This is a genomic window from Mesorhizobium sp. RCAM 05099 (assembly GCF_059683685.1).
This window is the reverse complement of sequence record NZ_CM185035.1, coordinates 6,621,769-6,642,841: the sequence shown is the minus strand read 5'-3', so window position 1 is coordinate 6,642,841 and position 21,073 is coordinate 6,621,769. Positions and strand designations below refer to the sequence as shown.

Genomic DNA, 21,073 nt, shown 5'->3' with positions numbered 1-21,073 from the left:
GCGCAGTTCGACGCATGCCATGCCTGAAAAGGCTTGAGCGATTGCTCTTCACGGAAGAAGCTATTTCGAGTCAAAAACATTTCCACGTTCTACATTTGTTCCAATCCTAAGAAGTTGTCAACGTGGACCTCCCACTCCGATTTCTTCCACATGCGTCACAAACCGATTGTTACCTTCGGCTTCGGTCTGATGCACAAGGTCCTATGATACGAATTCGAGGGCCGCGTGGCAGCGACGCAAGCCGCCGCATCCACCACCTGGAACCCCTTCGCCGGGGACGCTGGTCCCGCGGCGCCAGCAGGGGCGTCCTGGGCTAGAAGCTGGAGAGGAAGCGAATTCGCGGCACTTGGCTATCCGTCAAGAACTGCCCGTACCTTGAGGGCGAGGGCCTGCAGGGTTACCGGCTTTTGCAGGAGATGGGTGTCAGCATCGAGCATGCCATTGTGTACGATGGCATTGCGGGTGTAGCCGGTCGTGTAGATGATCTTGAGGCCGGGCCGGAGCTGCAGCGCCTGCTCGGCGAGCTGTCGGCCATTCATGTCCGGCATGACCACATCGGTTAGGAGCAGCCGCACCTCGGGATGGTTGCGAAGCACAAGCAATCCCGATGCTCCGCTCAGCCCCGAGAACCCCATAGCCGAGTTCACGCAGCATCTGTTCGGTCAAAGTGCGCACCTTCGCGTCGTCCTCGACGACAAGGACGGTCTCGGCCAAGGTGCCTGTCGGCGTGCCGCCCAATTGTGTGCGATTAGGCGCCTCGGCGGTGCCGTAGTAGCGCGGCAGGTAGATCTTGATTGTGGTACCGACGCCCACTTCGGAATAGATTTTGATATGGCCGTTGGACTGCTTCACGAAGCCGAACACCTGGCTCAGGCCAAGCCCGGTGCCTCTACCCACACCCTTTGTTGTGAAAAAGGGATCGAAAGCCCTCTGCATAACCGAAGGGTCCATGCCGCTGCCGGTGTCGGTGACCGCAATCATTATGTACTGACCAGCCACGGTCTGGTTTTCCGCCGCGTACGCATCGTCAATGGCTGCATTGGCGGTCTCAATGGTGAGCCGCCCGCCTTCTGGCATCGCATCCCGCGCGTTGACCGCCAGGTTGATAATCGCGTTCTCGAGCTGGTTGCGATCGGCGACGCTCCTCCAAAGACCGGAGGCCAGCACCGTCTCCATATGGATTTGCTCGCCAAGGGTTCGCCTCAGCAGTTCCGACATCTCGGCGACCATGGTGTTGGCGCCTAGTGGCTCCGGGGCCAGTGGCTGCTGGCGCGAAAAGGCCAACAGTCGCTGGGTCAACGTTGCAGCCCGCGTCGCGCCCTCCAAGGCAGCGGCGGCCAGGTCACCAATATCGGTATTGCCTTGTGAGACGCGCCTTTGGATCAGGTTCAGGCCCGAAATCACCACCGCGAGCATGTTGTTGAAGTCATGGGCAATGCCGCCGGTCAGTTGCCCGACCGCTTCCATCTTTTGAGCCTGGCGCAGGGATTCCTCGACGGCCATCCGATCGGCGACCTCTTCCGCGATTTTCTGCTCTTGGGCCGCGTTAAGAGCTTTCAACTGTTCATTGGCGCGATCGGCCGCTTGCCGGGCGCTCATGAGCTCCTGCTCGTAGCGTCGGCGATCTGTCGCATCGAAAATGGTCAGCCGGACGAACAGCGTCTCGCCGGCGTCTGTTCTACGCTCCACGGCATTGACGAGGGCAGGCAGTCGGCTGCCGTCCGCCCGCACCAGGTCAAGGGCAACTTCGTTGAAATGGCCCTGCATCCGCAACAGCGGTGCAAAATGGGTCTCATAGTAAATCTTGCCCGGCATCGTCAGCAGATCGTGGACACGCTTGCCGACGAGCCCCTCGGACTCAATCCCTAGCCAACGAGACAAGGTCCCGTTCACGCGCTGGATCGTACCATCGGGGCCGGCGGATATGTAGGGCTTTACCAGCTGGCGCCATGCGATGCGGATTGTGCCCGCGTCCGACCGCAACGCGCCATATTTCACGGAGTTTGTTCCCAATTCGTGCAGCGCCATCCCAATATTCTGCACGGCATTCGGGTTCAAGGTCAGTTTCGGCCCGGAGAGGGCTACCCGGTCGGGTCGGCCGAAGGCACCGAGGTGCACTTTGACCACCACAGCGAGCTCCGCCCCTCGCCAGTCCGTAGATACCAGAAGGTCCTGTGAGCGGGCCAATGCCATGATACGGGACCGAATGCGCTCCTGCAGCTCTTCCGGATCGGAAATCCGTTTGGTCGTTTCACGGACCATCGAGAGAATGACTGCAAATTGGTTTTTGACACGGTGGTTGATCTCTCGCAGCAGAGCCCGGATCCGCTGTTCGCTCTCTATTCTGGTACTGATATCGGTTGCCATTCCGAGCCATTCAACGATGTCTCCATGATCATCGACCAGGGGTATCGCCCGCGACGACGTCCAGCCCTCGGTCCCATCCGCGCGGCGGACCCTGTGCTCCAGCTCAAAGGTAGTCCGTTCCGCTACTGCATGATTGATCGCCGCCGATGTGTCATCAAGATCGCTGGGAAACAGGAATTAGTCCTGCCATAGGATGGTCGGCCCTTCGATGTCCGACAGGAACCCTCTTCCATCCAACTGCCGCATCTCCCGCCAGTCGGGGCTCATCCGATACATGACATCTGAGCTGGCTTTGACGAGAGCCCGAAACTCCTCTTCACTTGATTTTAGGGCCTGGCTTGCGCGGACGCGCTCGGTGGTCTCGGTTACAATGCACAGGACCGCCTCGACCCGTCCTTGCGCGTCGCGCACCGCGGAATAGGAGATATCGAAGTACACGGTCTCGCCCACTGCACCGTGACGCTCGATGTAAAACGGCCGGTCTTTGGCCGCAAAGCTCTTCCCGGTTTTGTAAACTCCTTCGAGAAGCGGCCCAAGGTCGTCCCAGAGTTCCGACCAGTGCTCTTTGGCTGGCCGTCCCAATGCATGAGGGTGCTTGTCACCAATCGTCGGCGCGTAGGTGTCGTTGTAGAACGCAATGAATTCCGGCCCGCAGAACAGAACAATCTGGGCTTGTGCCGCAAGCATCAAGTCGACGGTTGTTTTCAAGCTGGGCGACCATGTCTCGACCGCTCCAAGCCCGGTGGCCGACCAGTCGAAGGCGCGCATAAGGGCCGACACCTCTCCATACCCGCCGGGCCAACTCGGGATGGGCGCACTCGTTTTCATGGGTGCCATAACGAATTGAGCAGCAAAAGTTTCCATTTCGAAGCGGGAATGAATCGCCTTTCCCTGAGCCGGGAGCCGGCTTCGAACAGCTTCATTTGCTGCGCTGAGGAAGCACCCTGTCGGGAACCTGACGCTTGATCCGATGGCCATGACAAGGGATGTCCGGATAAACGTAAAAAACAATTCCCGCGCATTGTTAGATCGTATACTAGACCGAACGTAGAGTGATTTCGTCTCGGATAGTCACCCGGGTCTCAAATACCTGCAGCCTCGCAGTGGGGGCAGCGTGCTACATCTACAGAACACGATCCTTGAAATGATCGCCAGGGGCGAAACTCTCGAAGCGACGATCGAACGACTTTGCGGCCAGATCGAAGAGATGTTGCCCGGTGTCTGTTGCTCGGTCTTACGCGTGGATCGCAGCGGACTGCTGCATCCGATCGCCAGCTCATTCCTGCTCAACGAGTTTTCGGCCCAGTTGGACGGCAAGCTCAACATTCGGGTCGTTGCCGAAGGCATCGAAAGCGAGCTGCAAGCAAGCATGCTCTTGGAAATCGGCTGCGAGCTTGGTCAGGGATTTCTGTTTTCACAAGCGGTGTCGCGCCAGATCGCAACGGAACTTCTTGTGCGTTTCGGGCAGACCGTGGGCGCGCGCAAGGGGCCGCAGATACCGTTTTCGAGAGCAAACTGAACGTCCAGTGCATGATGGCGCTGCGCGCAAATGCAAGGCAGTCAGAAGTCGGAGAAGCTGACCTCTAACTTCCATCGGCAACGGACGCCTCCACGGCGGTCATCGGCGCCTCCAAGCTCCACCGGACTCCATGCGGGCCATGCTCGAGACTGCCTTGCCCACTAACCGCCGCAGGCGCCACCCGCTTGAGAACCACTGTTCCAAAGCCGCCCTCTCCAATGGTCTGGACTTGCGGCCCATCGGTCTCGGCCCATGTGAGGTGAAACAGTCTCGATGCTCCGGAACCGGTGATGCTCCAGGTGACCGATATCTTACCATCGTCCCCTGAAAGCACGCCGTATTTGGCCGAGTTGGTTGCCAGTTCGTGAAAGGCAATCCCGAGATACTGCACCGCATTGGGACTGAGGACCAATGATGGGCCCGACATATCGATGACGTCGCCCCTCGGGAAAGGCTGGGCCTGGGCCTTCAGGAGGCCATCAACGGAGGCGCCCTTCCAGTCGGCCGATACCAGCAGGTCGTGGGATCGCGACAGCGCCATGATACGCTCGCGCACCTGGGATTCAAACTGCCTGGGCGTTTCCGACCGCTTGTTGGTCTCCCGGATCATCGACAGGATGACCGAGTACTGGTTTTTCACGCGGTGGTTGACCTCGCGCATCAGCATGCGGATGCGGTATTCATTCTCCTTCGCCGATGTGATGTCCCGCGCAATCTTCGATGCGCCGACGATCTGCCCGGTTGCGTTACGCACGGGCGAGATCGTCAGCGACACCGGAACCAGGCTGCCATCCTTGCGCTGGCGGGTCGTTTCGAACGGTTCGACGCGTTCGCCGCGCCGAATGCGTTCGAGAATGCGGGGTTCCTCGTCCTGATGGTCCTCCGGGATCAGCATGGTCACAGAATTGCCGATCGCTTCGGCGGCGGTATAGCCGAACAGCCGCTCGGCACCGTGGTTCCAGCTCTTGATGATGGTGCTGAGATCCTTGCTGACGATTGCGTCGAACGAGGATTCCACGATTGCTGACAAATGCTGCCTGGCTTCTTCCGCGCGCTGGCGGTCCGTCAGGTCCAGCAGCATATTGACCGCACCAACCAGGTTGCCCTGCTCATCCCGCAGCGGCGTGGGGTGGGGCAGAACCGGAAAGAAGGATCCGTCCGGACGCCGTGCTACGGCCTGCTGGTTCCGGACCGGCCGGTTTTCCTTGAGCGTGATCGCCATAGGACACTCGTCGTGCGGCAATTCCTTGCCGTCGGCGGTGAACAGCTTGAACGTCACACACCATTTGTCCTTGCCGATGTCAGGCTCCCGCCCGGCCAGCTCGGCCGCGGCCCGGTTGAAATAGTTGATCGTCCCTTCCTGATCCGTCGTGTAGATGGCGACCGGAAGGCCGTCGAGGATCTGGTGGTAGGTGCTGTCCTGCTGCTTGAGTTCGGATCGGGTCTGTTCCAGGTCGGTTACATCGGCTGTGAAGCACCTTGTGTGGATCAGCTTGCCATCCCGGAAATATCCGCTCGACGTGATTTCGACATGCTTTATCGAACCGTCACAGGCCCTCAACTGCGCAGGATATCTCGTGATCTTCTCGCCCTTGGTTAGCCGGCCGAGAATGTCATCGATGATGTGTCGCTCGGGATAGAAGTCAGCAATGTGGCCGCCGACATAGTCTTCCGCGGGATAACCGAGCAGATCGAGCTCAGCCTTGTTGGCGTGCAGAATAACGCCATCTGCGCTCACCAGGTGAAGCGCGACGGCGCCGTTTTCAAAAAAATCCTGATAGTCGAAGTGCCGGTTATCCTCGTCGGACACTTCGGGCTTCTTGAAGGGGATAACGTTCGCCTGCGGTACTTCGTCCATCCCAATCCTCGTCCCATCTTAACCATCTATAACGTGGCTATTGACCATCCGTTCCAGAAGCCGGTGTCCCTGGCAATGGACTGCGTAAGTGTTTCATTCACGGCCACAATTGACCCTTTGCGGTGGCGTTCGACCCTGGAAAAACACGGCAAGTTCCAGCTGAATCGTGGTTCCTTCACTGCTGGCATTTCGGAAAAAAATACATCAGATTGTTCCGGCGAATTCATTTGGAGTTGCCGGACTTGCAGTTCTTCCGGCGTGACCGACGAGAGCGGCGGCTCTCCTCCTATAAGCCTCGAGACATGTGATGCTTGAATCTCTCTTTCTGCAGCTTGAACAGCACGATGTCGTCTCAGATGCCGAACGGGATTTGCTAAAGCAGGCGATATCAACCGGACGTGATTTCGCCATCGGCAAGGATCTGGTATCTGCCGGATCCCGTCCGACCTACAGTACCCTGTTGGTCGAGGGACTGGCAGCGCGCTACAAAGTGCTGGAGGATGGCGGCCGGCAATTCACGTCGCTTCAGGTGCCGGGCGATTTTGTCGACCTTCACGCTTTCCTGCTCAAAACCATGGATCATGGCATTATCGCCTTGTCGTCTTGCCGTGTGCTTTTCGCTGATCATAACCGGCTGCGAAAGATTACGGAGACCGCGCCACATCTCACGCGCCTTCTCTGGTTGGACACGCTGGTCGACGGGGCGATCCATCGGGAATGGATCGTTGCTATGGGACGCCGGTCAAAGATCTCCCATCTGGCCCATCTCATTTGCGAACTTTACGTCCGGTTGAAGGTGGTGAATCGCACAACTGGCCTGAGTTTTCGCCTGCAGATAACGCAAACGGAACTCGCCGACGTGTTGGGACTGTCGGTCGTTCATATGAATCGCATCGTGGGCGAACTTCGCAAGCTCGGCGCCATCACCTGGGCGGATCAATCGTTGACGATTGTCGACTGGGAGCGCCTGCAGGAGATCGCGGAATTTGATCCGACCTACCTCAGTATGGTGCGAGATCCGCGCTAACCGGCGCCGTCAACTTAGCAACGGAACCGTCGCACTTATTGCACGTTGCAGCCCTGATACGCGCTGAACCGACGGTCGCCCACGCGCCGTCGCCTATGCGTGTCAACTGCCACTGGAACAGAAAAAGGATAACGCCATGGGATTTTTCTCCAAGGACATCAAAACTCTCAATGACCTGTTCGTGCACACATTGCAGGACATCTACTATGCCGAGCAGCAGATCGAAAAATCACTGCCCAAGATGGTCGAAAAGGCGACCGACCCCGACCTGAAAGCTGGCTTCGAAGAGCACCTCGAGCAAACGAGGGAGCATATCGTCCGCCTCGAACAGGTATTTGAAATTCATGGCGAAGCCGTGAAGGGCGTCGATTGCCCGGCCATCGACGGCATCCTTGAGGAAGCCGGCGACGTGAGCGGTGACGTCGATGACAAACAGGTGCTGGATGCCGCGTTGATTGCATCGGCGCAAGCGGTCGAACACTACGAGATGACCCGCTACGGAACGCTGATCGCCTGGGCCAAGGAATTGGGACATGAAGACTCTGCCCGCATCTTGGCGGAGACGCTTGAGGAAGAGCGGGCGACGGACCAGAAACTTACCGAAATGGCCGAAAGCGGCGTGAACCGGCAAGCAGCCTGAATCCCAAGCGCGGCGGCGAACCGCCTTTCCCTGCCGCCGCGCTTTTTTCTAGGCAGGTCAAATAGCTCCGGCCGGCAAGATTACCAGGATGGATCAGCGCTGATGTGCCGTGGCAGAGGTGTGTGGTGCCGGGTGTTCGGCGACCCGGTACTGGTTGTCGCGATTTGCGGCAACCAACTCGTAGGTCCCGGTTAGTCCGTCGATCACAAGGTCGAGGAATGCGTTGCAGGCCGCAACCCAATCCACACCATCACGCACCGCGAGCGAGAAAGTCTTGCCCGGGCAATAGATGGCGAACAAGACAACTGGGGAGCCGCCTCCGGTGTCCCCTACGCTCAGCTCAACCCATGCATTCGGTGATCCTGGCTGCTGGGGTGCAGCCCTGGCTGGAAGTCGCCGGCGGCTGCAACATTCTCCCAGGATCGATAGCCGCCGGTCGAATCCTCGGAGCCGGATCGCGGGCGATTTGCCCAACCTCTTTCGCGGCGCACGCCACCAGCCCGTCTGGGCAAGTACGGGATGGCCGAACGACTGCTTATTCACCAAGGCCGAAATGGCATCAGCCATAATTGTTCTGCGCGGAAGGTCTGCCCTCACATCGAACACCCCGCATTCGTAGTACCCATCGTCGCGCATCATCATGGAATTCCAGTCCACGGCGCCGAACAGTGACCAAGACGTGACGGCACGTACGTCAATGCCCTCAACCGCGCATTCGACTGCAGCTTCCCATCCCTCCATGAACCAGCGCAGCTGTTCCTCACGGGTGCAGGCATTGTGGACTTCTCCGATTGCAACTGGCAGGGCGTAGCGGCCCCACACCTCGCGCAGGCGTGAGGCAAATCCGAGTTCGCACTCTGGCACGCCGGCGCGGATAGCCGCAATGTCGACATACAGCTCGATGCCGTTGCCACCGATAGGTTCTTGAGGGTGCCGTTCGATGCGATGATCGAGGAACCTGTCGCTGGTGAGGTAGTAATCAACGCCGATCAGGTCCGGAGGGCAGGGCGCGGCCGCCAAGTCAGCCAGATGGTCGGGATCGACACCAGCGTTGAGGAGGCGTTCATGGAACGGATGGCGCGGACCGACATGTCCACAAAGCAGATCCAGCGATAACCATCGCCGGCCATTCTCGTACTCAGCCTGGTATGCCAGCTTTCGCGTCGCAAAAATCTTTCCGAAATCCTCGGTCTGCAGAAGGCGGGCATCGGGGATGACCTTCCGGATAGCCGACATCGTCATGGCAATCGCACGGCACTGGGCAACAAGAAGCCGCAGGCAACTTGGCTCGTCAGCGCGGTGCGGATGCCAAAACCCATAAAGGCCGCTTAGACGGGCGGTTGCCATCGGTTCGTTGATCGGCGTGAAAGTCTTTACCCAGGGGTACCGAAGAGCAAGCCGCCCTCCAAACGCCGCGAGGCGTTCGGCAAAATCCGGCGCGAGAATGGACGTCCAGGATGGCCCGCTCCCGTGGTGGACAAGGGCTGCGATTGGACTGATGCCGAGACGGCGCATCCTTTGATATCGCTCGTCGTGCCAGCTCCAGTCATCCCGCCCCTCCACTACCTCGACGTGTTCCCACAACGCAGGATATCGAAGCGTTTTGATGCCAAGGGAAGCGACGAGGTCTAAATCCTCGATGCGGTTTGAATGACCGGTTTCGGCGAGCTGATCGCGGATCTCGCCACCGACACGAACCACACTGCATTCAATACCGCCCCAAACTTCCACCATGACTATCCCGCCGCGCCCTTGGCAAGGAATAGCTCCTGCGCGCCCGTCTTCTGAATGCGATTGAACGCCGCCAGCGCCTGACCAATCACCTGGTCCATATTGTAGTAGCGGTAGGTTGCCAGCCGACCGACGAAAATCGCATCGGTTTGCTGGGCAGCGAGTGCCTCATATCGCTTGTAAAGCACCTCGTTCTCTGCCCTGGGCACGGGATAGTAAGGATCACCGTCATCCGTTGGATATTCGTAGGTCAGGCTGGTTTGCGGATGGTGCTGTCCCGTCATATGCTTGTATTCCGTGATCCTGGTGAAGGCCTCGGTCTGCGGGTAGTTGACGACGGCGACCGGCTGAAACCGTGGCGTGTCGAGTGTGACGTGCTCAAACCGCAATGATCGGTAAGGCAATTTCCCCAGCCTGAAGTCGAAGAATTCATCGATTGGACCGGTATAGATGAGGCGGCGATAGGGGATGACCTCTCGAACCTCGCGATAGTCCGTTTGCAGCATCACCTTGATATTGCGATGGGCCAGCATCCGTTGAAACATGCGTGTGTACCCGCCCGCCGGCATGCTCTGGAACGTGTCGGCGAAATACCTGTCATCACGATTGGTTCGTGTCGGCACGCGCGCGGTCACTGACTTGCTCAGTTGCGAGGGGTCGACGCCCCACTGTTTTCGCGTGTAGCCTTGGAAGAACTTCTCGTAGAGCTCCCGCCCCACCGTTCCCACGACCACGTCCTCGGCGCTGCGGATCTCTTCCACGCTCTCCCTGCGTTCGGCCAAAAACCGCTCCATCTGGTCGGAGGTCAGGTCGAGGCCATAGAGGCGATTGATCGTGTCCAGATTGATCGGGATTGGCAAAAGTTGACCGTCTACCTTGGCCAGTACACGGTGCTCATAGGGACGCCACGCCGTGAACTGGGACAGGTAGGCGACAATGGCCTCAGCATTGGTGTGGAAGATGTGGGGCCCATACCGATGCACAAGAATACCGGCTTCATCGTACCAATCGAAAGCGTTGCCGCCGATGTGACTGCGACGGTCGACGACCAGCACTGTCTCTCCGCGCTGACTGGCCAGGCGCTCTGCCAAAACGCTTCCGGCAAAGCCTGCGCCGACAACAAGCCAATCAAACATGGTCGACCAAGCTCCTGAATTCCTGATGACGCAAAACCTTCGCAGGCTTGAGCAAATCGTGCATTGTGCTCCAGGTCGTGTCCCAAGACATTCCTGAGAGGAACGCGTCGACCTTGGCCGTTTCACAGCCCTTTCGCAGAGCGGCATCGAGGGCGGCTGGCATCGAGCCTGCGTCAGCAATGTCGACCAAGCCGCGACGGCCGTAGGTTTCCACCACATCAACGATTGCAGTCGATACTACAGGCAGTCCGCTGGCCAGGAATTCAGGGGTCTTCGTCGGGCTGATATAACGCGTCGCATCGTTCAAGGCGAAAGGCATCCACCCTACGTCCCAACCGGCCATATATCCGGGCAACTCGGCATACCGCTTGGCGCCCAACCAATGAATGTTTGGGCCGGTGGGGAGCGTGGCCGGGTCGATCTTGACCACTGGACCGATCGTGACGAACTGGACCGTAGGCATCGCTGCAGCGGTTCGAACCATCAGGTCGATGTCGAACCGCTCGTCGATGACCCCGAAGAAGCCTACGCGAGGATGCGCAATGCGCTGCTGGTCTGCAGGGTCTGCCTGAGGCCGGCGCGCCTGATGGAAGTGTGCCGTGTCAATGCTGCTTGGAAACGCGTGGACGGAGGGATGCCGGCGGCGCTTGGACTCATAAAGGCTCATTCCACCGGTGAACACGACGTCGGCCTTGCCAAAGAGCTGCTCTTCCAGTCGCTCGAGTTCAGGAGGCGCGTTTTTGAAGGCAGAGAGTTCGTCCATGCAGTCATAGACGCAGACATCCTCCTGCAGCGCATCGGTGAACTTCAGGGCCATGGGGGTGTAGTACCAAGTCACCAACTGGTCGTGCTCGATGCTTGCCACGAGAGTCTCAAGCAGAATGGCGATAGCTCTGTCGACCTCAATTCCGGACTGACACTGCGGCAGTATTGGCGTCACAACTTCCAAGCCTGGCGCAACCACCTTGCGGCGCAGAAGAGGTATCTGAACAGGCTCGAAAAGGGGTTCCTCGAAGAACACAACGGCGTAGTCGGCTGCGGCGCGCGTCATCAAATGCTGCGGGCGTTGAAAAACAAAGTCCCACCGCAGGTGGGAAAAACATATCAGGAGTGGGTTGTCAAAAGGCACGAGCAAGGGGTTGGATACAGTCTGATCCATCGCAACAATCCGCATTAGGGTTGGCTTATGGTGGATCAAGCTCCGTTCGCAGATCGGGTTCCACGGCAACGCGGAATTTTGTCTTTCTTAGCCGAACATCAAAGGCGCCACGATTTCTCGTAATGGCTGGAACGGGCCTCGCCTCCGTAAGTTGTCGGCGGGGAGGCGCCAATGATCGTCGATGCACATCTTCATACGTCGGGCCGCGAGACAACGGCGGATGTACTGCAGTCACTTGACGATGCGGGCGTGGATATCGCGTTCCTGCTGGCGCCGTTCCTGACACCGCCCTATTCGCTTAATGACCGGGAGTCGCTGCGCGCTGGCAACAGGTACCTTTCCGAGCTTGTCAAAGGCCACTCGGATCGGCTCATCGGGTTCGCGGTTGTCAATCCGCTCCATCCGCAATCGGCCGACGATCTTGAGGAGGCAGCTGCGCTTCCCGGCATTCGCGCGCTGAAAATGGTTCCGACCGGCTGGTATCCGTATGATGAGTGCGCTCATCGCGTATACGCGGTCGCCGCAAGGCTCGACCTCCCCATATTGTTTCATAGCGGAATTTTCATTGACGGCCGATCTGGCCGGTTCTGCCGGCCATCCTTCTACGAGGCGGTTCGCGATCACCCCGGCCTTCGCGTCACCTTGGCTCACCTTGGCTGGCCATGGTGTGACGAAGCCAACGCAGTTGGCGTGATCGATCGGATCAATGGCGTCGAGCCAGCCGAGAGCCAGTTTCGCTTCGACCTGTCCTTTGGACCGCCTCCGATCTACCGCGGCGAGGTCTTTCGCAAGGCGATCGACGTGATCGGCCCACGCTCACTGCAATTCGGCAGCGACCGTTTCTTGCCGTGCAGCGGTGCCCACATCCACGCGGCAATAGACGAGGTCACGGCAATTCTAGATCAACTCGACGTCGCAGCCGATGACCGAATTGCGATCATGTCGGGGACGGCAATGGATTGGCTGAGGCTGCACCCGTCGCAAGGAGGGAACTGATGGCCCGGACCCCGCGTGTCCTGCCAGGCGGCCAGACCGATGAGCGCGCGCATGTCCTTGAGGTCTTGGGCAACGCCATTGTTGGCGGCATGGAAAATTACGTGCGCAATCTGGCTGCGAACCTGCCCTCGAACGAGTTCAAAGTCTCGCTCCTGTGCCCGTATGAAAGCCCTTACACCGCATTGCTGCGGTCTGAGGGCAGGGACGTCTACATTGCGCCCCTGCGTGACGATCCACCTTGGAAGACAATCGAACTCATCTGCACGCTCGTTCGCGAAACCGGTATCGACCTGCTCCATGCTCACCTGATGAACGCGCATACCGTGGCTGCTATGGCCGGCCGACTGAGCGCGACGCCGACAGTTGCCACGCTGCATGGGATGAGCTTGCATCCGCAGGAAATCAGTGTGGCGCGCACAACCGGGAGCCATACCATTGTGGTGTGCCGCGAAGCCTGGTCGCAAGCACTTGCGGTGGGATTGTCGCGTGAGAATGTAAGTCTCGTTCCTAACGGGGTCGATCTCGCAGTGTATCATCCGATGTCGGCTGACCCCTTGGAATTCCGGCAAACGATCAACGTCGCCCCTGACGATATGTTGGTCGGGTTCGTTGGCAGGCTGGCCTGGGAAAAGGGCCCCGACAAATTCCTCAAAGCAGCCGAATTCATACTGCAAAGGCGGCCCGAGGTGCACTTCGCAGTGGTTGGCACGGGGTCGATGGAAAAGGATCTGACCGCCACAATTCGTCGTGCGGGACTCGAGACGCGCATCCATATGGTCGGGCTCGCGCGCGAACCCCATCGGATCTATCCGGCCCTAGATTTGCTGTTGCATACGTCGCGCGCTGACGCGATGCCGCTTACCATTCTGGAGGCTATGGCATCTGGCGTGCCGGTCGTGGCTATCGGCGTCGGCGGCGTCCCGGAAATCGTCTCTGCGGGGGAGACCGGGATTCTTATAGGAACCACCGAATGGCCCGGCATCGTCTCGGAATATCCCGGCGACTGGGAAGGTGTTGCCCTGGCGGCAATCTCGCTGCTATCCAATCCCGCCAGGCTAAAGTCGATGGCTGGCGCGAGCGTGAGGCGGGCGCAATCCAGCTTCGATATCCGTCAATCGGCCACTATGACGAGCCATATTTTCCGTCAGTTGCTGGGACCTCGTACCGACAAGGCGCGCCTCCACTCCGTTTCCTGACCTCAGGGTGGCACGAGCACAGCAGGATCAGAATTTGGTGGCCCTGATCCCGGTAATGACAGGGTAGAGCGGATCAACAACGTCAAGGCCTGCGCGGTCGATCTCCTCGAAAGAGAGGCCTTGCAGAAAGGCTGTGGCGGCAAGCACGTTGCCGAATTGCTGTACCTCCACTCCGGCCGCCCCAAACCTTTCCACGAACAGGCGTCGTGCGGCACTCTGTGTCATGGCCCAGAACCATTTTTCTGGCCCGTCCTGCGCGTCGATGGGAGTGATGCCTGGTACCGTCGCCAACACGACGCCACCTGCTGCCAAGGCGCGATGGATCGTAGCAACTGCACCACGCACGTCGTAGATCATGTGCAGCGTCTGGGTCACGATGATGCAGTCAAGGCGCCCGGCCTCCACGGCATTCTCGTTCTGGAGATCGATGCAAATCGTGGCCTGAGGATTGGCACTTTCGGGTGAGTCGATAATGTCGGAAGTGACGACTCGTGCCAAACCAAAACGGAGCGTGTAGACATTGTCGCCGATTTCCGCGACGCGTCCTCGAATGTCCCCAGCATGACGCTGTAGGAAACTCTCAATGTAGTAACGGTCAAGTGGCGTGCCGCGATCGCCGCCAAATTTACGGCTTAGGGGCTCGACATCGCCGAGGTCTCCAAAGACCACCGTACCGGGCGCCGGGATAGTTCGCATGTGTGATTAAACCGCGGGGGCGTAGCGCAGCAAGGACCGTACCGGGTCGCACCGGACGGGCCCACCCGACCTGGGGGCAGATCGCTGGCACAACGGTGAGGCATTTCCGCGGATTCCTTCTGGATCAGCCATCGGCTTTCTTCCTCGCTGCCGTCGCATTTTGACCGCTGGGAGCCGTTGTCTTTGCGTCCTTTGAGTGAGCTGCCAAAGCGGGACCAGCGCCGGTCGCCTTACGCATGTCGCCGCTGCGCTTTTCTGGCTGTTCTTTTTTGCCCAAGAGGCCGGAAAAATACTTCCCGAAAAACCCCATCATTTCCTCCTCGTTCAAGCATTTCAGATATGCCTAATAGGAATTTTCCGGGATGATTTGTTCCCTCCCGGAGCACTTCGAGGTTTGATGTCGTTCAACTCCGGCAGGGTCGCGCGATGCGGCGCTTTTTGGTAGACCTCGATTTGCCGCCGAGGCTGTGGAACGTCCTTAGCTGATCTACGTTGCCGATAATCTCCACTGAGGACACTTCGGTATGGTGATGTTCGCCGAGACCAAGGCCCAACAGATAGCTGAAGACGGGCTGCTTTCGACTGAAGAAAAGATCGCGCAGTTGTGCGAATTGGACGCTCGTCTCGACGCGTCAAGGTCGGTCTGTAACGTCGCCCCTTGTTGGCGGCTTGTTGGCTTAGATGCACTGAGGAAAGCGTTCACCGCATGGGTGTCCCCGATGTCCAATAGAGCGAATTGCCTAAGCAAACCGGTATCTCGCGGTTCAATAGACGGCGAGCGATTGTCATTGGTCAACTACCGTTGCATAAAGCCGGCCGGCTAAAGTCTTGACGTTTGCCGAAATGCGCGTGAATTTTGTGATCGCCGATCCACCTTGGCGATCGAGGAACGAGCAATGCCGGGCCGAAGGTCACACGCGCGGACGGGGCAATACGGCGCAGATGAATTCACATCGAAGCACGGCTTGTCCAAGAAGTCGGCTGCGATCATTCTCAATCTTTATGGACCATCCAGGCCGGCATGCGATGCCGCTGCAGCGGCTTTCAAAGACGCGGTCGCACAGCGGCAAGCAGGCCGGTTGATAACCCTCCTAAACATCGACTAGGACGCGCGGATCCCTACGGATCAGACCCCGCACCGGTTCAATGCGGTCGAGAACCCAACGACGATATGCGGCGTCGGTGGACCCGTTTAATCCTCAATGTGCCGCTGGTTGTGACGGCTGCACCCCTTGCTGGTCCCCGCCTGTGCTGGACTGCGGGGTTGGATTCTTGTCCACCTTGGGATTTTGGTCGATCGGCTGGCTGTTAACACTATCAGACTGAGATTGAACTGGATCAGTTGATGCCGGGTTTGGGCTGGTGCTCACAGGCGCCTGGCTGTCTTGCTGGTCTGTCGACGGTCCTTTGATGACTACGCCATAGATTTCGGCGACACCCCAGGCGGCAATGGCTAGCAGCAGCGCGGCTATGAGCACAACAAGGACGGGCCTGCCAAGAGGGCCTTGTCGGGCTTGGTTCTCGGGAACGTTGTTCGTCATAGGACACCTCGGGAAAGAAGTCTGGCCCTTGCCTGCGACCGGCGGGCCGACCGAGACGAGGAACATCTTGGCCAGCGGCAGGGACCGATAAAACGTAGTACGTCAGCTCAACCTTGACTGGTCTCAAAGGTTCCGGCCGTTGAGAGACAGTTCCATGACAAACGACAATGAAGCATCGATGTCTGCGACTGCCCCAGTCGCTTGGACCTGGGTCGGCAAGTCTCCGATCGGCTTGGAGTGCCGAAGCCTGTGTGACGCGCATGCGCCTCAGGAAGACTGTAGGCAGCCAATTGCAAAGATGTGGGGACAGAAGCGCTCATAAACGAGCAAATATGCCTATACTTTGGCAAGAGCCAAGTCTTGGCCTGCGCTGAGCCTCAACTCTCTCAGCCGGGCGGTCTTGGCATCTCTGGCCTGGCGTTCGGCGTCGATCAGCTTGCGCGCTTCACGATCGGCTCGTTCAAATTTTTCTTTGTCGATTCGACGTTTTGCCAAGGCAGCCTCCTGTTTTGCCGGCTTGTTGGAAACTTCGTCGTCTAGATCAATGCGGACTTTTCCCATCGGCTCACCGAGCCTATATCCGCGTAAAATCTGCGAGTGCTAACCGCCGCCGTTGGCCCTCCGCGTAGGCCAAGGCAAACGATTCGATCTCGAAAGAACGGGTGTGCTCGTGGTCTTCCTCGATCACACGGACGTGCCATTCTCCGTAACCTTCGACCAATTCAACGCAGCGAACGTTCATTTCGGATTTTTCCACTGCCTTGTCCTCACTTCTAGATGACAATGGAATCCTATCTTCGTGGGACTCGGCTGCATTAAGAAATGTTGGTACGGACTCGTACCCAAGCCGCCTGTGGCTTCGGAAAATGCTCTTAGCCGTTGCGCTGGTTAGAACGAGGCGGGATAATTAAGTCATCGCTTGCCGACTGTTCGGGCGCAAGCGGCTGAGAGATAGCGGTGCTCGTGCTCTTGCCCCAGACCGGAGGCCAAGAGCATGAGCCAGGCTCAGCAATCGACCGTTCGCAACCGTCTGTTAGCTTCGCTGTCGGCGGATGACTATGCGCTTTTACGACCGCACCTAGAGACGGTCACATTAGAGGTGCGCGACCATTTGTTTCGAGCAGATCAGAAGATCGCACATGTGACTTTTCCGGAATATGGAATCGCCTCCATCGTGGCGGATACCGGGGAGGGGAGGTTCGAGGTCGGCATGGTCGGGTCGGAAGGTTTCGCAGGAACATCTGTCGTGCTCGGTGTCGACCGGACACCGCACACCTGCCTCGTCCAGGCGACTGGCGAAGCCTTTAGGATTGAGTCAGGCGAACTCCAGTCGGCTATGGACCGCAGCCCGACATTGCGCGCGCACCTTCTGCGCTTCATACACACCTTCATCGTTCAAGTCAGTCAGACCGCTTATGCGAATGCCGGTTATTCGCTTGAGGAGCGGCTGGCGCGCTGGCTGCTGATGACCCACGATCGGCTGGAGCATGACGACATGCCGGTCACCCACGAATTCATGAGTATCATGCTCGGTACACGTCGACCCGGCGTCACGCTCGCAGTGCAAATGCTGGAGGTTACCGGCGCCATTCGAGCCGGCCGCGGTCACATCACGATGCGCGATCGAGAGAAGCTGGAACATCTCGCCGGGCAGTCCTACGGTTATGCCGAGAAGGAATATTCCAACGTATTCGCCCTCCCCATCAAGCGAGGCCGGTGAGTTGGATTTGCGTTACTTCATGAACATACGCTATCGCGGTCGTATCATGCCCGATTATGAAGGCGACGAGTTGCCCGTGGAGGAGGCTGTTCGCGGCCATGCGCTCGCCATCGCGCGAGATCTTGTATTCGGCACCCGCATGGACGCAATCCGCAGCTGGTTCGACTGCAGTTTTGAGATCACTGACCAGAGCGGCAGGGTCGTTCTCGTACTGCCGTTTGCCGCAGTGCTTGGCGAGCCCGATTTCGGATCAGCATGACCGGCCTTATCGGGACTGTTCGGAGTCATACCGAGCCTTGAAGACTGCGATGAACCATGCCTACTTCGTCTCTTAGGGAGGCTAAAGATGACCCACACTTTCGATGCGCTCACGGTTGAGAAGGCAGCTGAAGCTTATGTTCTCTCCAGGAGCAAGGGCCGGTTCATCTCGATGGCGCAGGCGATCCGCGCCATCAGAACGCTAATGCCGGACTGTATGGCAGCCGATCATGAGTTGGAGCGATTGCCGGCGAAAACATGCGATGCGCGCGGCGTGCCAGTCTCATTCGATGTAGCAGAGGCCACGGGCTCAAGAGCCCTGCGCGCGTAGAGCAGGAGGGCGCACTGTGCCGCAGCAAAAGCCAAATAGGTCGCAGATCCGCCAGGCGATTGTGAGCTGTCTAATTGGCAATGTGGATCATCCTGTATTTCTATAGCTGACATCCTTCACAGCCTTAGGAAGACGTTCCCGCTTGACCAACATAGGGATCGGGAGCTTGAGGATCTCATCGCGCTGATTGCTGTCGATGCTGGATTTGCGATCGAATTCGATGGCTCGGCTCGCGCGTTAAAAGCCCTCCATCTGGATGTTCCGGAAACTGAATCCCGCTGACCATCGAGCTGACCCGCCAACGTCAGCGCCGTCACCCAAACTCCCGCAGGTCTTTCGCTTCTCGTTCGAGGATTGCCGCTACCTCCTCACGACCGAGATGGGTAAGCATTACCGCGATGCAGCATTCAAGATATGTGAGCGACGAGCGGCGGAGAAAGTCGGCAGTGGCGCTTTCTGCCAACTGGTCGATCCGCTCAACCTCACTGCGACGAACCTCTTTCATCGCCTTACCTCTCAGCATTTTTCGATCCAGCCAATTCCTGGAACAGCAGGACAACTTCCGACGTGCCAAGAAGTGGCATTGCCGTTCGAATTGTTCTTTCAAAGGGGTACCCTTGCGGATCGCTCGTGCGTGCGGTCGGAAAAATTCAACATTGAACCTTTTCCAATCCCGCAAATTAGACGGCTATGGCGAGATATTTCTTCGACGTGCCGGATGCCGATATCGCTGATCCAAACGATCTTGTCGACGTGCATGACGCGCGTGAGGCAGGACTTCGGGCCCTCGCAGCGATCATGAGGGAATCACATCCGGACGGCACCAAGCGTGCCTTCGAATTCAACGTTTGTGATGAAGCAGGCCGACACCATCTGCACCTTACCATCACGCTTGAATGGAGGGATGCACCGGGCCATCCTTCCATGGCAAGCCATTAACCCGGCGACCGCAAGGACGTCACGTTTTCAGGCTGGTCGCGGCTTGAGGTGTGCACCTGCCGATACCGGTGGTCGTTGTTGCTTGGTCTGGCGCGGGCCTTTACTTTAGCATTGCTCGACGATCTTCTTTGCGGCCCTCCATGCGACCTGAAGCCCAGAAATGTTCGGTTGACCCGTCGTGAGAGTGAGTGGGGAACTGATGCGGAATTTGCGGATGCCATATAGCATTGCGCACCGTTCAGCTTCGGCCGTTCTGCTCATCGATCTCGATCCAGGCCGGCGCGTGATCGCTTGGTTTCTCCCATCCGCGTGTCTCCACATCGACGCCGGCACTGCGCAAATGGGAAGAGAGGGAAGGACCCACCAGGAGATGGTCCATTCGAAGTCCTGAACTCCGGTCGTATCCGCCTCGATAGGAGAAGTTCCAGTAGGTGTAGATGGCGTTCTCTGGATGAGTGTGACGAACGGCATCGATCCATCCTCCAGCAAGCATCCGGCTGTAATCTCCGCAGAGCACGGTTGGCCCGCCGGCTTCAAGCAACGACTGACCGTAGCTGATAAGCCTTTCAAACCAGCCGAGCTTATAATCGAACTTGGGACCTGGCGCTGGATTGACATTAGGCAGGTAGAGACAGCCGATCACAAGCCCATTTACGTCGGCCTCGATGTAGCGGCTATGCGTATCGTCGGGATCGCCAGGCAAACCGCGTCGGCGTTCTACGGGATCCGTCCCGCGGGCAAGGATTGCAACCCCGTTATAGGACTTCTGGCCGTGCCAGATAGCGCCATATCCAGCGTTGCTGATCGCATCCAACGGAAACTTTTCGTCAGATGTTTTGAGTTCCTGAAGGCAAACGATGTCGCACTTGGCTTCATCCAGCCATCTGAGAAGTACTGGCAGTCGACCGTTGACGCCGTTTACATTGAGAGTTGCAATACGGGTCATGCGGACCTCTTATTGCCCTGTTGCGTTCTGGATGCGCGTTAATGATCCGGATCAAGAACGTCGGCGACTGCATCCTTCTCATCGCGAGGTAGAACCGTCATCGTAAAGATGAAGGCTGACAGCAAAAGGCAGACGCCGTTGGTTATGATTATGGGCCATTCCAGCTTCATCATGCCAAAAGCCAACCACAGGGCAAAACCCAAAACCGTGATTCCATACATCGGCGCGGAGATCCCGCCTGTGTCTCGCGTTTTGATGATCTTCCAAGCCTGTGGTGTAAAGCTGGTCATGGAGCAGACAGTTGCGAGGTAACCTATAAGCGTGACTGCGTTCATGCGTGCCGCCCTAATGAAGCTGGTCTTCGGACATGCGTGCCAGCTGTCGCGCAAGCAGGCGTCCGAGCTTCCCGCCTAAGGTGCAGACCCATTCCGGGAATGGGGTTTTTCGGTTACTTTTCCGCCTGCTCAATAACGTGAAACGCGCTGGTTTTTCCGCCCGCAGCAGGTCTTACCCTAATCCACGGTTTTCCGGATGCTTTCCCGGGCATCATAGGCTTAGGGACGGTCTTAACCACCGCGTGCACATGGCTTTGCGCCGCAACTGAAAGGCTCCGCACGACCTTTTTGCCATTCATCAATTCGACCCGAAAGCTTTCCATCAGCTTGCCCCCCGCACCTAGAGTTTAGCGAACGTCCCAATAGAAAAAATTAACAAAAGGAACGCGGCGAGGCGAGGATCCCTCACAAGCCAATTTTTGGGATCGATCGGGCGGCACAAATACGCGCCGCAACCGACAGGATTCAACACCTACCTCAGGCTCGGCCTCTCAGCGCCAGTGCTTCCCTTTCCAGTGTCTCACGGCTGTTGCCGTGCCTTGCGATGAGTTCCCTCACTTGCTGGGGGGTGATGCCTGTCTTGCTGGCGAAATATTCGACCTCGTAGTCCTCGTCAGCCGATACACGATCGCGGTCGCGAAAGTCTCGTTTGCTCTTATCATCAGCCATTTTGTTTCT

24 protein-coding genes and 2 pseudogenes are annotated in these 21,073 nt (G+C 58.2%); 10 read left to right on the top strand and 16 right to left on the bottom strand.

The window, feature by feature from the left end; all coding sequences use genetic code 11:
* Positions 1-350 precede the first annotated feature (350 nt).
* From AC56QQ_RS32945 to AC56QQ_RS32935, 3 genes and pseudogenes are all read right to left on the bottom strand, one after another.
* The gene (locus AC56QQ_RS32945) at positions 351-548 is read right to left on the bottom strand and encodes a response regulator (protein ID WP_497124760.1); all 198 of its coding nucleotides are present in this window, start codon (positions 546-548) and stop codon (positions 351-353) included.
* Between the two features lie 286 nt (positions 549-834).
* Positions 835-2,505: pseudogene (locus AC56QQ_RS32940) on the bottom strand (HWE histidine kinase domain-containing protein); the annotation flags it as partial.
* Positions 2,506-2,544: 39 nt separating this feature from the next.
* Positions 2,545-3,135, bottom strand: coding sequence for a PAS domain-containing protein (locus AC56QQ_RS32935; protein ID WP_497124759.1), 591 nt, complete (start codon positions 3,133-3,135; stop codon positions 2,545-2,547).
* Between the two features lie 376 nt (positions 3,136-3,511).
* On the opposite strand from AC56QQ_RS32935, the gene AC56QQ_RS32930 reads away from it, so the two are divergent.
* Positions 3,512-3,886, top strand: coding sequence for an EAL domain-containing protein (locus tag AC56QQ_RS32930; RefSeq protein WP_497124757.1), 375 nt, complete (start codon positions 3,512-3,514; stop codon positions 3,884-3,886).
* Positions 3,887-3,950: 64 nt separating this feature from the next.
* Here the strand turns inward: AC56QQ_RS32930 and AC56QQ_RS32925 are convergent, their stop codons facing one another.
* Positions 3,951-5,264, bottom strand: a complete 1,314-nt coding sequence (locus AC56QQ_RS32925) for a PAS domain S-box protein (RefSeq protein ID WP_497129212.1) — start codon at positions 5,262-5,264, stop codon at positions 3,951-3,953.
* A 111-nt stretch (positions 5,265-5,375) separates the two neighbouring features.
* Positions 5,376-5,624 (bottom strand): annotated as a pseudogene (locus AC56QQ_RS32920) (PAS domain-containing protein); the annotation flags it as partial.
* On the opposite strand from AC56QQ_RS32920, the gene AC56QQ_RS32915 reads away from it, so the two are divergent.
* The 3 genes from AC56QQ_RS32915 to AC56QQ_RS32905 all read left to right on the top strand — a co-directional run bounded on the left by AC56QQ_RS32915 (position 5,538) and on the right by AC56QQ_RS32905 (position 7,411).
* Positions 5,538-6,059: a hypothetical protein gene (locus AC56QQ_RS32915; protein ID WP_497129281.1), complete on the top strand. Its 522-nt coding sequence runs from the start codon at positions 5,538-5,540 to the stop codon at positions 6,057-6,059. The pseudogene AC56QQ_RS32920 and the gene AC56QQ_RS32915 overlap by 87 nt on opposite strands.
* Positions 6,052-6,771: a Crp/Fnr family transcriptional regulator gene (locus AC56QQ_RS32910; protein ID WP_497124756.1), complete on the top strand. Its 720-nt coding sequence runs from the start codon at positions 6,052-6,054 to the stop codon at positions 6,769-6,771. The genes AC56QQ_RS32915 and AC56QQ_RS32910 overlap by 8 nt, the downstream gene beginning before the upstream one ends.
* A 136-nt stretch (positions 6,772-6,907) precedes the next feature.
* A complete protein-coding gene (locus AC56QQ_RS32905; RefSeq protein ID WP_497124754.1) occupies positions 6,908-7,411 on the top strand; it encodes a YciE/YciF ferroxidase family protein in 504 nt (167 codons plus the stop codon).
* Between the two features lie 93 nt (positions 7,412-7,504).
* Here the strand turns inward: AC56QQ_RS32905 and AC56QQ_RS32900 are convergent, their stop codons facing one another.
* From AC56QQ_RS32900 to AC56QQ_RS32890, 3 genes are read right to left on the bottom strand one after another with little or no spacing between them, the layout of a single operon-like run.
* Positions 7,505-9,145 carry a hypothetical protein gene (locus tag AC56QQ_RS32900; protein ID WP_497124753.1) on the bottom strand — a complete coding sequence of 547 codons (1,641 nt, stop codon included), beginning with the start codon at positions 9,143-9,145 and terminating at the stop codon, positions 7,505-7,507.
* Positions 9,146-9,147: 2 nt separating this feature from the next.
* On the bottom strand, positions 9,148-10,278 hold the full coding sequence (gene glf, locus AC56QQ_RS32895) for a UDP-galactopyranose mutase (RefSeq protein ID WP_497124752.1): 1,131 nt from the start codon (positions 10,276-10,278) through the stop codon (positions 9,148-9,150).
* Entirely contained in the window at positions 10,271-11,437 is a 1,167-nt protein-coding gene (locus AC56QQ_RS32890; protein ID WP_497124751.1) for a glycosyltransferase, read from the bottom strand. Before AC56QQ_RS32890 ends, glf begins: the two co-directional genes overlap by 8 nt.
* Positions 11,438-11,608: 171 nt before the next feature.
* Between AC56QQ_RS32890 and AC56QQ_RS32885 the strand changes: the two genes are divergently transcribed.
* Both AC56QQ_RS32885 and AC56QQ_RS32880 read left to right on the top strand, forming a co-directional pair.
* Entirely contained in the window at positions 11,609-12,433 is an 825-nt protein-coding gene (locus AC56QQ_RS32885; protein ID WP_497124749.1) for an amidohydrolase family protein, read from the top strand.
* Positions 12,433-13,629 (top strand): glycosyltransferase family 4 protein, encoded by a 1,197-nt coding sequence (locus AC56QQ_RS32880; RefSeq protein WP_497124748.1) that lies wholly within the window; start codon positions 12,433-12,435, stop codon positions 13,627-13,629. The genes AC56QQ_RS32885 and AC56QQ_RS32880 overlap by 1 nt, the downstream gene beginning before the upstream one ends.
* A gap of 27 nt (positions 13,630-13,656) precedes the next feature.
* Here AC56QQ_RS32880 and AC56QQ_RS32875 read toward each other — a convergent pair whose 3' ends face one another.
* The 4 genes from AC56QQ_RS32875 to AC56QQ_RS32860 form a co-directional block, all read right to left on the bottom strand.
* Complete coding sequence (locus AC56QQ_RS32875; RefSeq protein WP_497124747.1) at positions 13,657-14,298, bottom strand: methyltransferase domain-containing protein; 642 nt, start codon at positions 14,296-14,298, stop codon at positions 13,657-13,659.
* 151 nt (positions 14,299-14,449) lie between these two features.
* Positions 14,450-14,638 (bottom strand): hypothetical protein, encoded by a 189-nt coding sequence (locus tag AC56QQ_RS32870; protein WP_477308227.1) that lies wholly within the window; start codon positions 14,636-14,638, stop codon positions 14,450-14,452.
* Between the two features lie 886 nt (positions 14,639-15,524).
* On the bottom strand, positions 15,525-15,866 hold the full coding sequence (locus AC56QQ_RS32865) for a hypothetical protein (protein ID WP_497124746.1): 342 nt from the start codon (positions 15,864-15,866) through the stop codon (positions 15,525-15,527).
* A 336-nt stretch (positions 15,867-16,202) separates the two neighbouring features.
* Complete coding sequence (locus tag AC56QQ_RS32860; RefSeq protein WP_477308225.1) at positions 16,203-16,427, bottom strand: hypothetical protein; 225 nt, start codon at positions 16,425-16,427, stop codon at positions 16,203-16,205.
* Between the two features lie 433 nt (positions 16,428-16,860).
* On the opposite strand from AC56QQ_RS32860, the gene AC56QQ_RS32855 reads away from it, so the two are divergent.
* The 3 genes from AC56QQ_RS32855 (at position 16,861) to AC56QQ_RS32845 (ending at position 18,175) form a co-directional block, all read left to right on the top strand.
* Positions 16,861-17,586 carry a Crp/Fnr family transcriptional regulator gene (locus AC56QQ_RS32855; RefSeq protein WP_497124744.1) on the top strand — a complete coding sequence of 242 codons (726 nt, stop codon included), beginning with the start codon at positions 16,861-16,863 and terminating at the stop codon, positions 17,584-17,586.
* 19 nt (positions 17,587-17,605) lie between these two features.
* Positions 17,606-17,845, top strand: a complete 240-nt coding sequence (locus AC56QQ_RS32850; protein ID WP_497124742.1) for a DUF6894 family protein — start codon at positions 17,606-17,608, stop codon at positions 17,843-17,845.
* 87 nt (positions 17,846-17,932) lie between these two features.
* Positions 17,933-18,175: a hypothetical protein gene (locus AC56QQ_RS32845; protein WP_497124741.1), complete on the top strand. Its 243-nt coding sequence runs from the start codon at positions 17,933-17,935 to the stop codon at positions 18,173-18,175.
* Positions 18,176-18,488: 313 nt separating this feature from the next.
* Here AC56QQ_RS32845 and AC56QQ_RS32840 read toward each other — a convergent pair whose 3' ends face one another.
* Positions 18,489-18,698, bottom strand: a complete 210-nt coding sequence (locus AC56QQ_RS32840; RefSeq protein ID WP_497124740.1) for a hypothetical protein — start codon at positions 18,696-18,698, stop codon at positions 18,489-18,491.
* Between the two features lie 167 nt (positions 18,699-18,865).
* Between AC56QQ_RS32840 and AC56QQ_RS32835 the strand changes: the two genes are divergently transcribed.
* Complete coding sequence (locus AC56QQ_RS32835; protein ID WP_057143639.1) at positions 18,866-19,114, top strand: DUF6894 family protein; 249 nt, start codon at positions 18,866-18,868, stop codon at positions 19,112-19,114.
* A 238-nt stretch (positions 19,115-19,352) separates the two neighbouring features.
* Here the strand turns inward: AC56QQ_RS32835 and AC56QQ_RS32830 are convergent, their stop codons facing one another.
* The 3 genes from AC56QQ_RS32830 to AC56QQ_RS32820 all read right to left on the bottom strand — a co-directional run bounded on the left by AC56QQ_RS32830 (position 19,353) and on the right by AC56QQ_RS32820 (position 21,064).
* On the bottom strand, positions 19,353-20,060 hold the full coding sequence (locus tag AC56QQ_RS32830) for an exodeoxyribonuclease III (protein WP_497124739.1): 708 nt from the start codon (positions 20,058-20,060) through the stop codon (positions 19,353-19,355).
* Between the two features lie 38 nt (positions 20,061-20,098).
* Positions 20,099-20,395: a SemiSWEET family sugar transporter gene (locus AC56QQ_RS32825; RefSeq protein WP_202322572.1), complete on the bottom strand. Its 297-nt coding sequence runs from the start codon at positions 20,393-20,395 to the stop codon at positions 20,099-20,101.
* Positions 20,396-20,872: 477 nt separating this feature from the next.
* Entirely contained in the window at positions 20,873-21,064 is a 192-nt protein-coding gene (locus AC56QQ_RS32820) for a DUF3606 domain-containing protein (protein ID WP_202322573.1), read from the bottom strand.
* Positions 21,065-21,073: the final 9 nt, after the last annotated feature.

Bases quoted from the DNA above. Each gene is read 5' to 3' on its own strand.
- AC56QQ_RS32820 (WP_202322573.1), bottom strand. From the start codon at position 21,064: ATGGCTGATGATAAGAGCAAACGAGACTTTCGCGACCGCGATCGTGTA.
- AC56QQ_RS32910 (WP_497124756.1), top strand. From the start codon at position 6,052: ATGCTTGAATCTCTCTTTCTGCAGCTTGAACAGCACGATGTCGTCTCA.
- AC56QQ_RS32860 (WP_477308225.1), bottom strand. From the start codon at position 16,427: ATGGGAAAAGTCCGCATTGATCTAGACGACGAAGTTTCCAACAAGCCG.
- AC56QQ_RS32830 (WP_497124739.1), bottom strand. From the start codon at position 20,060: ATGACCCGTATTGCAACTCTCAATGTAAACGGCGTCAACGGTCGACTG.
- AC56QQ_RS32845 (WP_497124741.1), top strand. From the start codon at position 17,933: ATGACCCACACTTTCGATGCGCTCACGGTTGAGAAGGCAGCTGAAGCT.
- glf (WP_497124752.1), bottom strand. From the start codon at position 10,278: ATGTTTGATTGGCTTGTTGTCGGCGCAGGCTTTGCCGGAAGCGTTTTG.
- AC56QQ_RS32825 (WP_202322572.1), bottom strand. From the start codon at position 20,395: ATGAACGCAGTCACGCTTATAGGTTACCTCGCAACTGTCTGCTCCATG.
- AC56QQ_RS32905 (WP_497124754.1), top strand. From the start codon at position 6,908: ATGGGATTTTTCTCCAAGGACATCAAAACTCTCAATGACCTGTTCGTG.
- AC56QQ_RS32900 (WP_497124753.1), bottom strand. From the start codon at position 9,145: ATGGTGGAAGTTTGGGGCGGTATTGAATGCAGTGTGGTTCGTGTCGGT.
- AC56QQ_RS32880 (WP_497124748.1), top strand. From the start codon at position 12,433: ATGGCCCGGACCCCGCGTGTCCTGCCAGGCGGCCAGACCGATGAGCGC.
- AC56QQ_RS32850 (WP_497124742.1), top strand. From the start codon at position 17,606: ATGAACATACGCTATCGCGGTCGTATCATGCCCGATTATGAAGGCGAC.
- AC56QQ_RS32890 (WP_497124751.1), bottom strand. From the start codon at position 11,437: ATGGATCAGACTGTATCCAACCCCTTGCTCGTGCCTTTTGACAACCCA.
- AC56QQ_RS32870 (WP_477308227.1), bottom strand. From the start codon at position 14,638: ATGATGGGGTTTTTCGGGAAGTATTTTTCCGGCCTCTTGGGCAAAAAA.
- AC56QQ_RS32840 (WP_497124740.1), bottom strand. From the start codon at position 18,698: ATGCTGAGAGGTAAGGCGATGAAAGAGGTTCGTCGCAGTGAGGTTGAG.
- AC56QQ_RS32835 (WP_057143639.1), top strand. From the start codon at position 18,866: ATGGCGAGATATTTCTTCGACGTGCCGGATGCCGATATCGCTGATCCA.
- AC56QQ_RS32945 (WP_497124760.1), bottom strand. From the start codon at position 548: ATGCCGGACATGAATGGCCGACAGCTCGCCGAGCAGGCGCTGCAGCTC.
- AC56QQ_RS32930 (WP_497124757.1), top strand. From the start codon at position 3,512: ATGATCGCCAGGGGCGAAACTCTCGAAGCGACGATCGAACGACTTTGC.
- AC56QQ_RS32865 (WP_497124746.1), bottom strand. From the start codon at position 15,866: ATGACGAACAACGTTCCCGAGAACCAAGCCCGACAAGGCCCTCTTGGC.
- AC56QQ_RS32885 (WP_497124749.1), top strand. From the start codon at position 11,609: ATGATCGTCGATGCACATCTTCATACGTCGGGCCGCGAGACAACGGCG.
- AC56QQ_RS32935 (WP_497124759.1), bottom strand. From the start codon at position 3,135: ATGCGCGCCTTCGACTGGTCGGCCACCGGGCTTGGAGCGGTCGAGACA.
- AC56QQ_RS32855 (WP_497124744.1), top strand. From the start codon at position 16,861: ATGAGCCAGGCTCAGCAATCGACCGTTCGCAACCGTCTGTTAGCTTCG.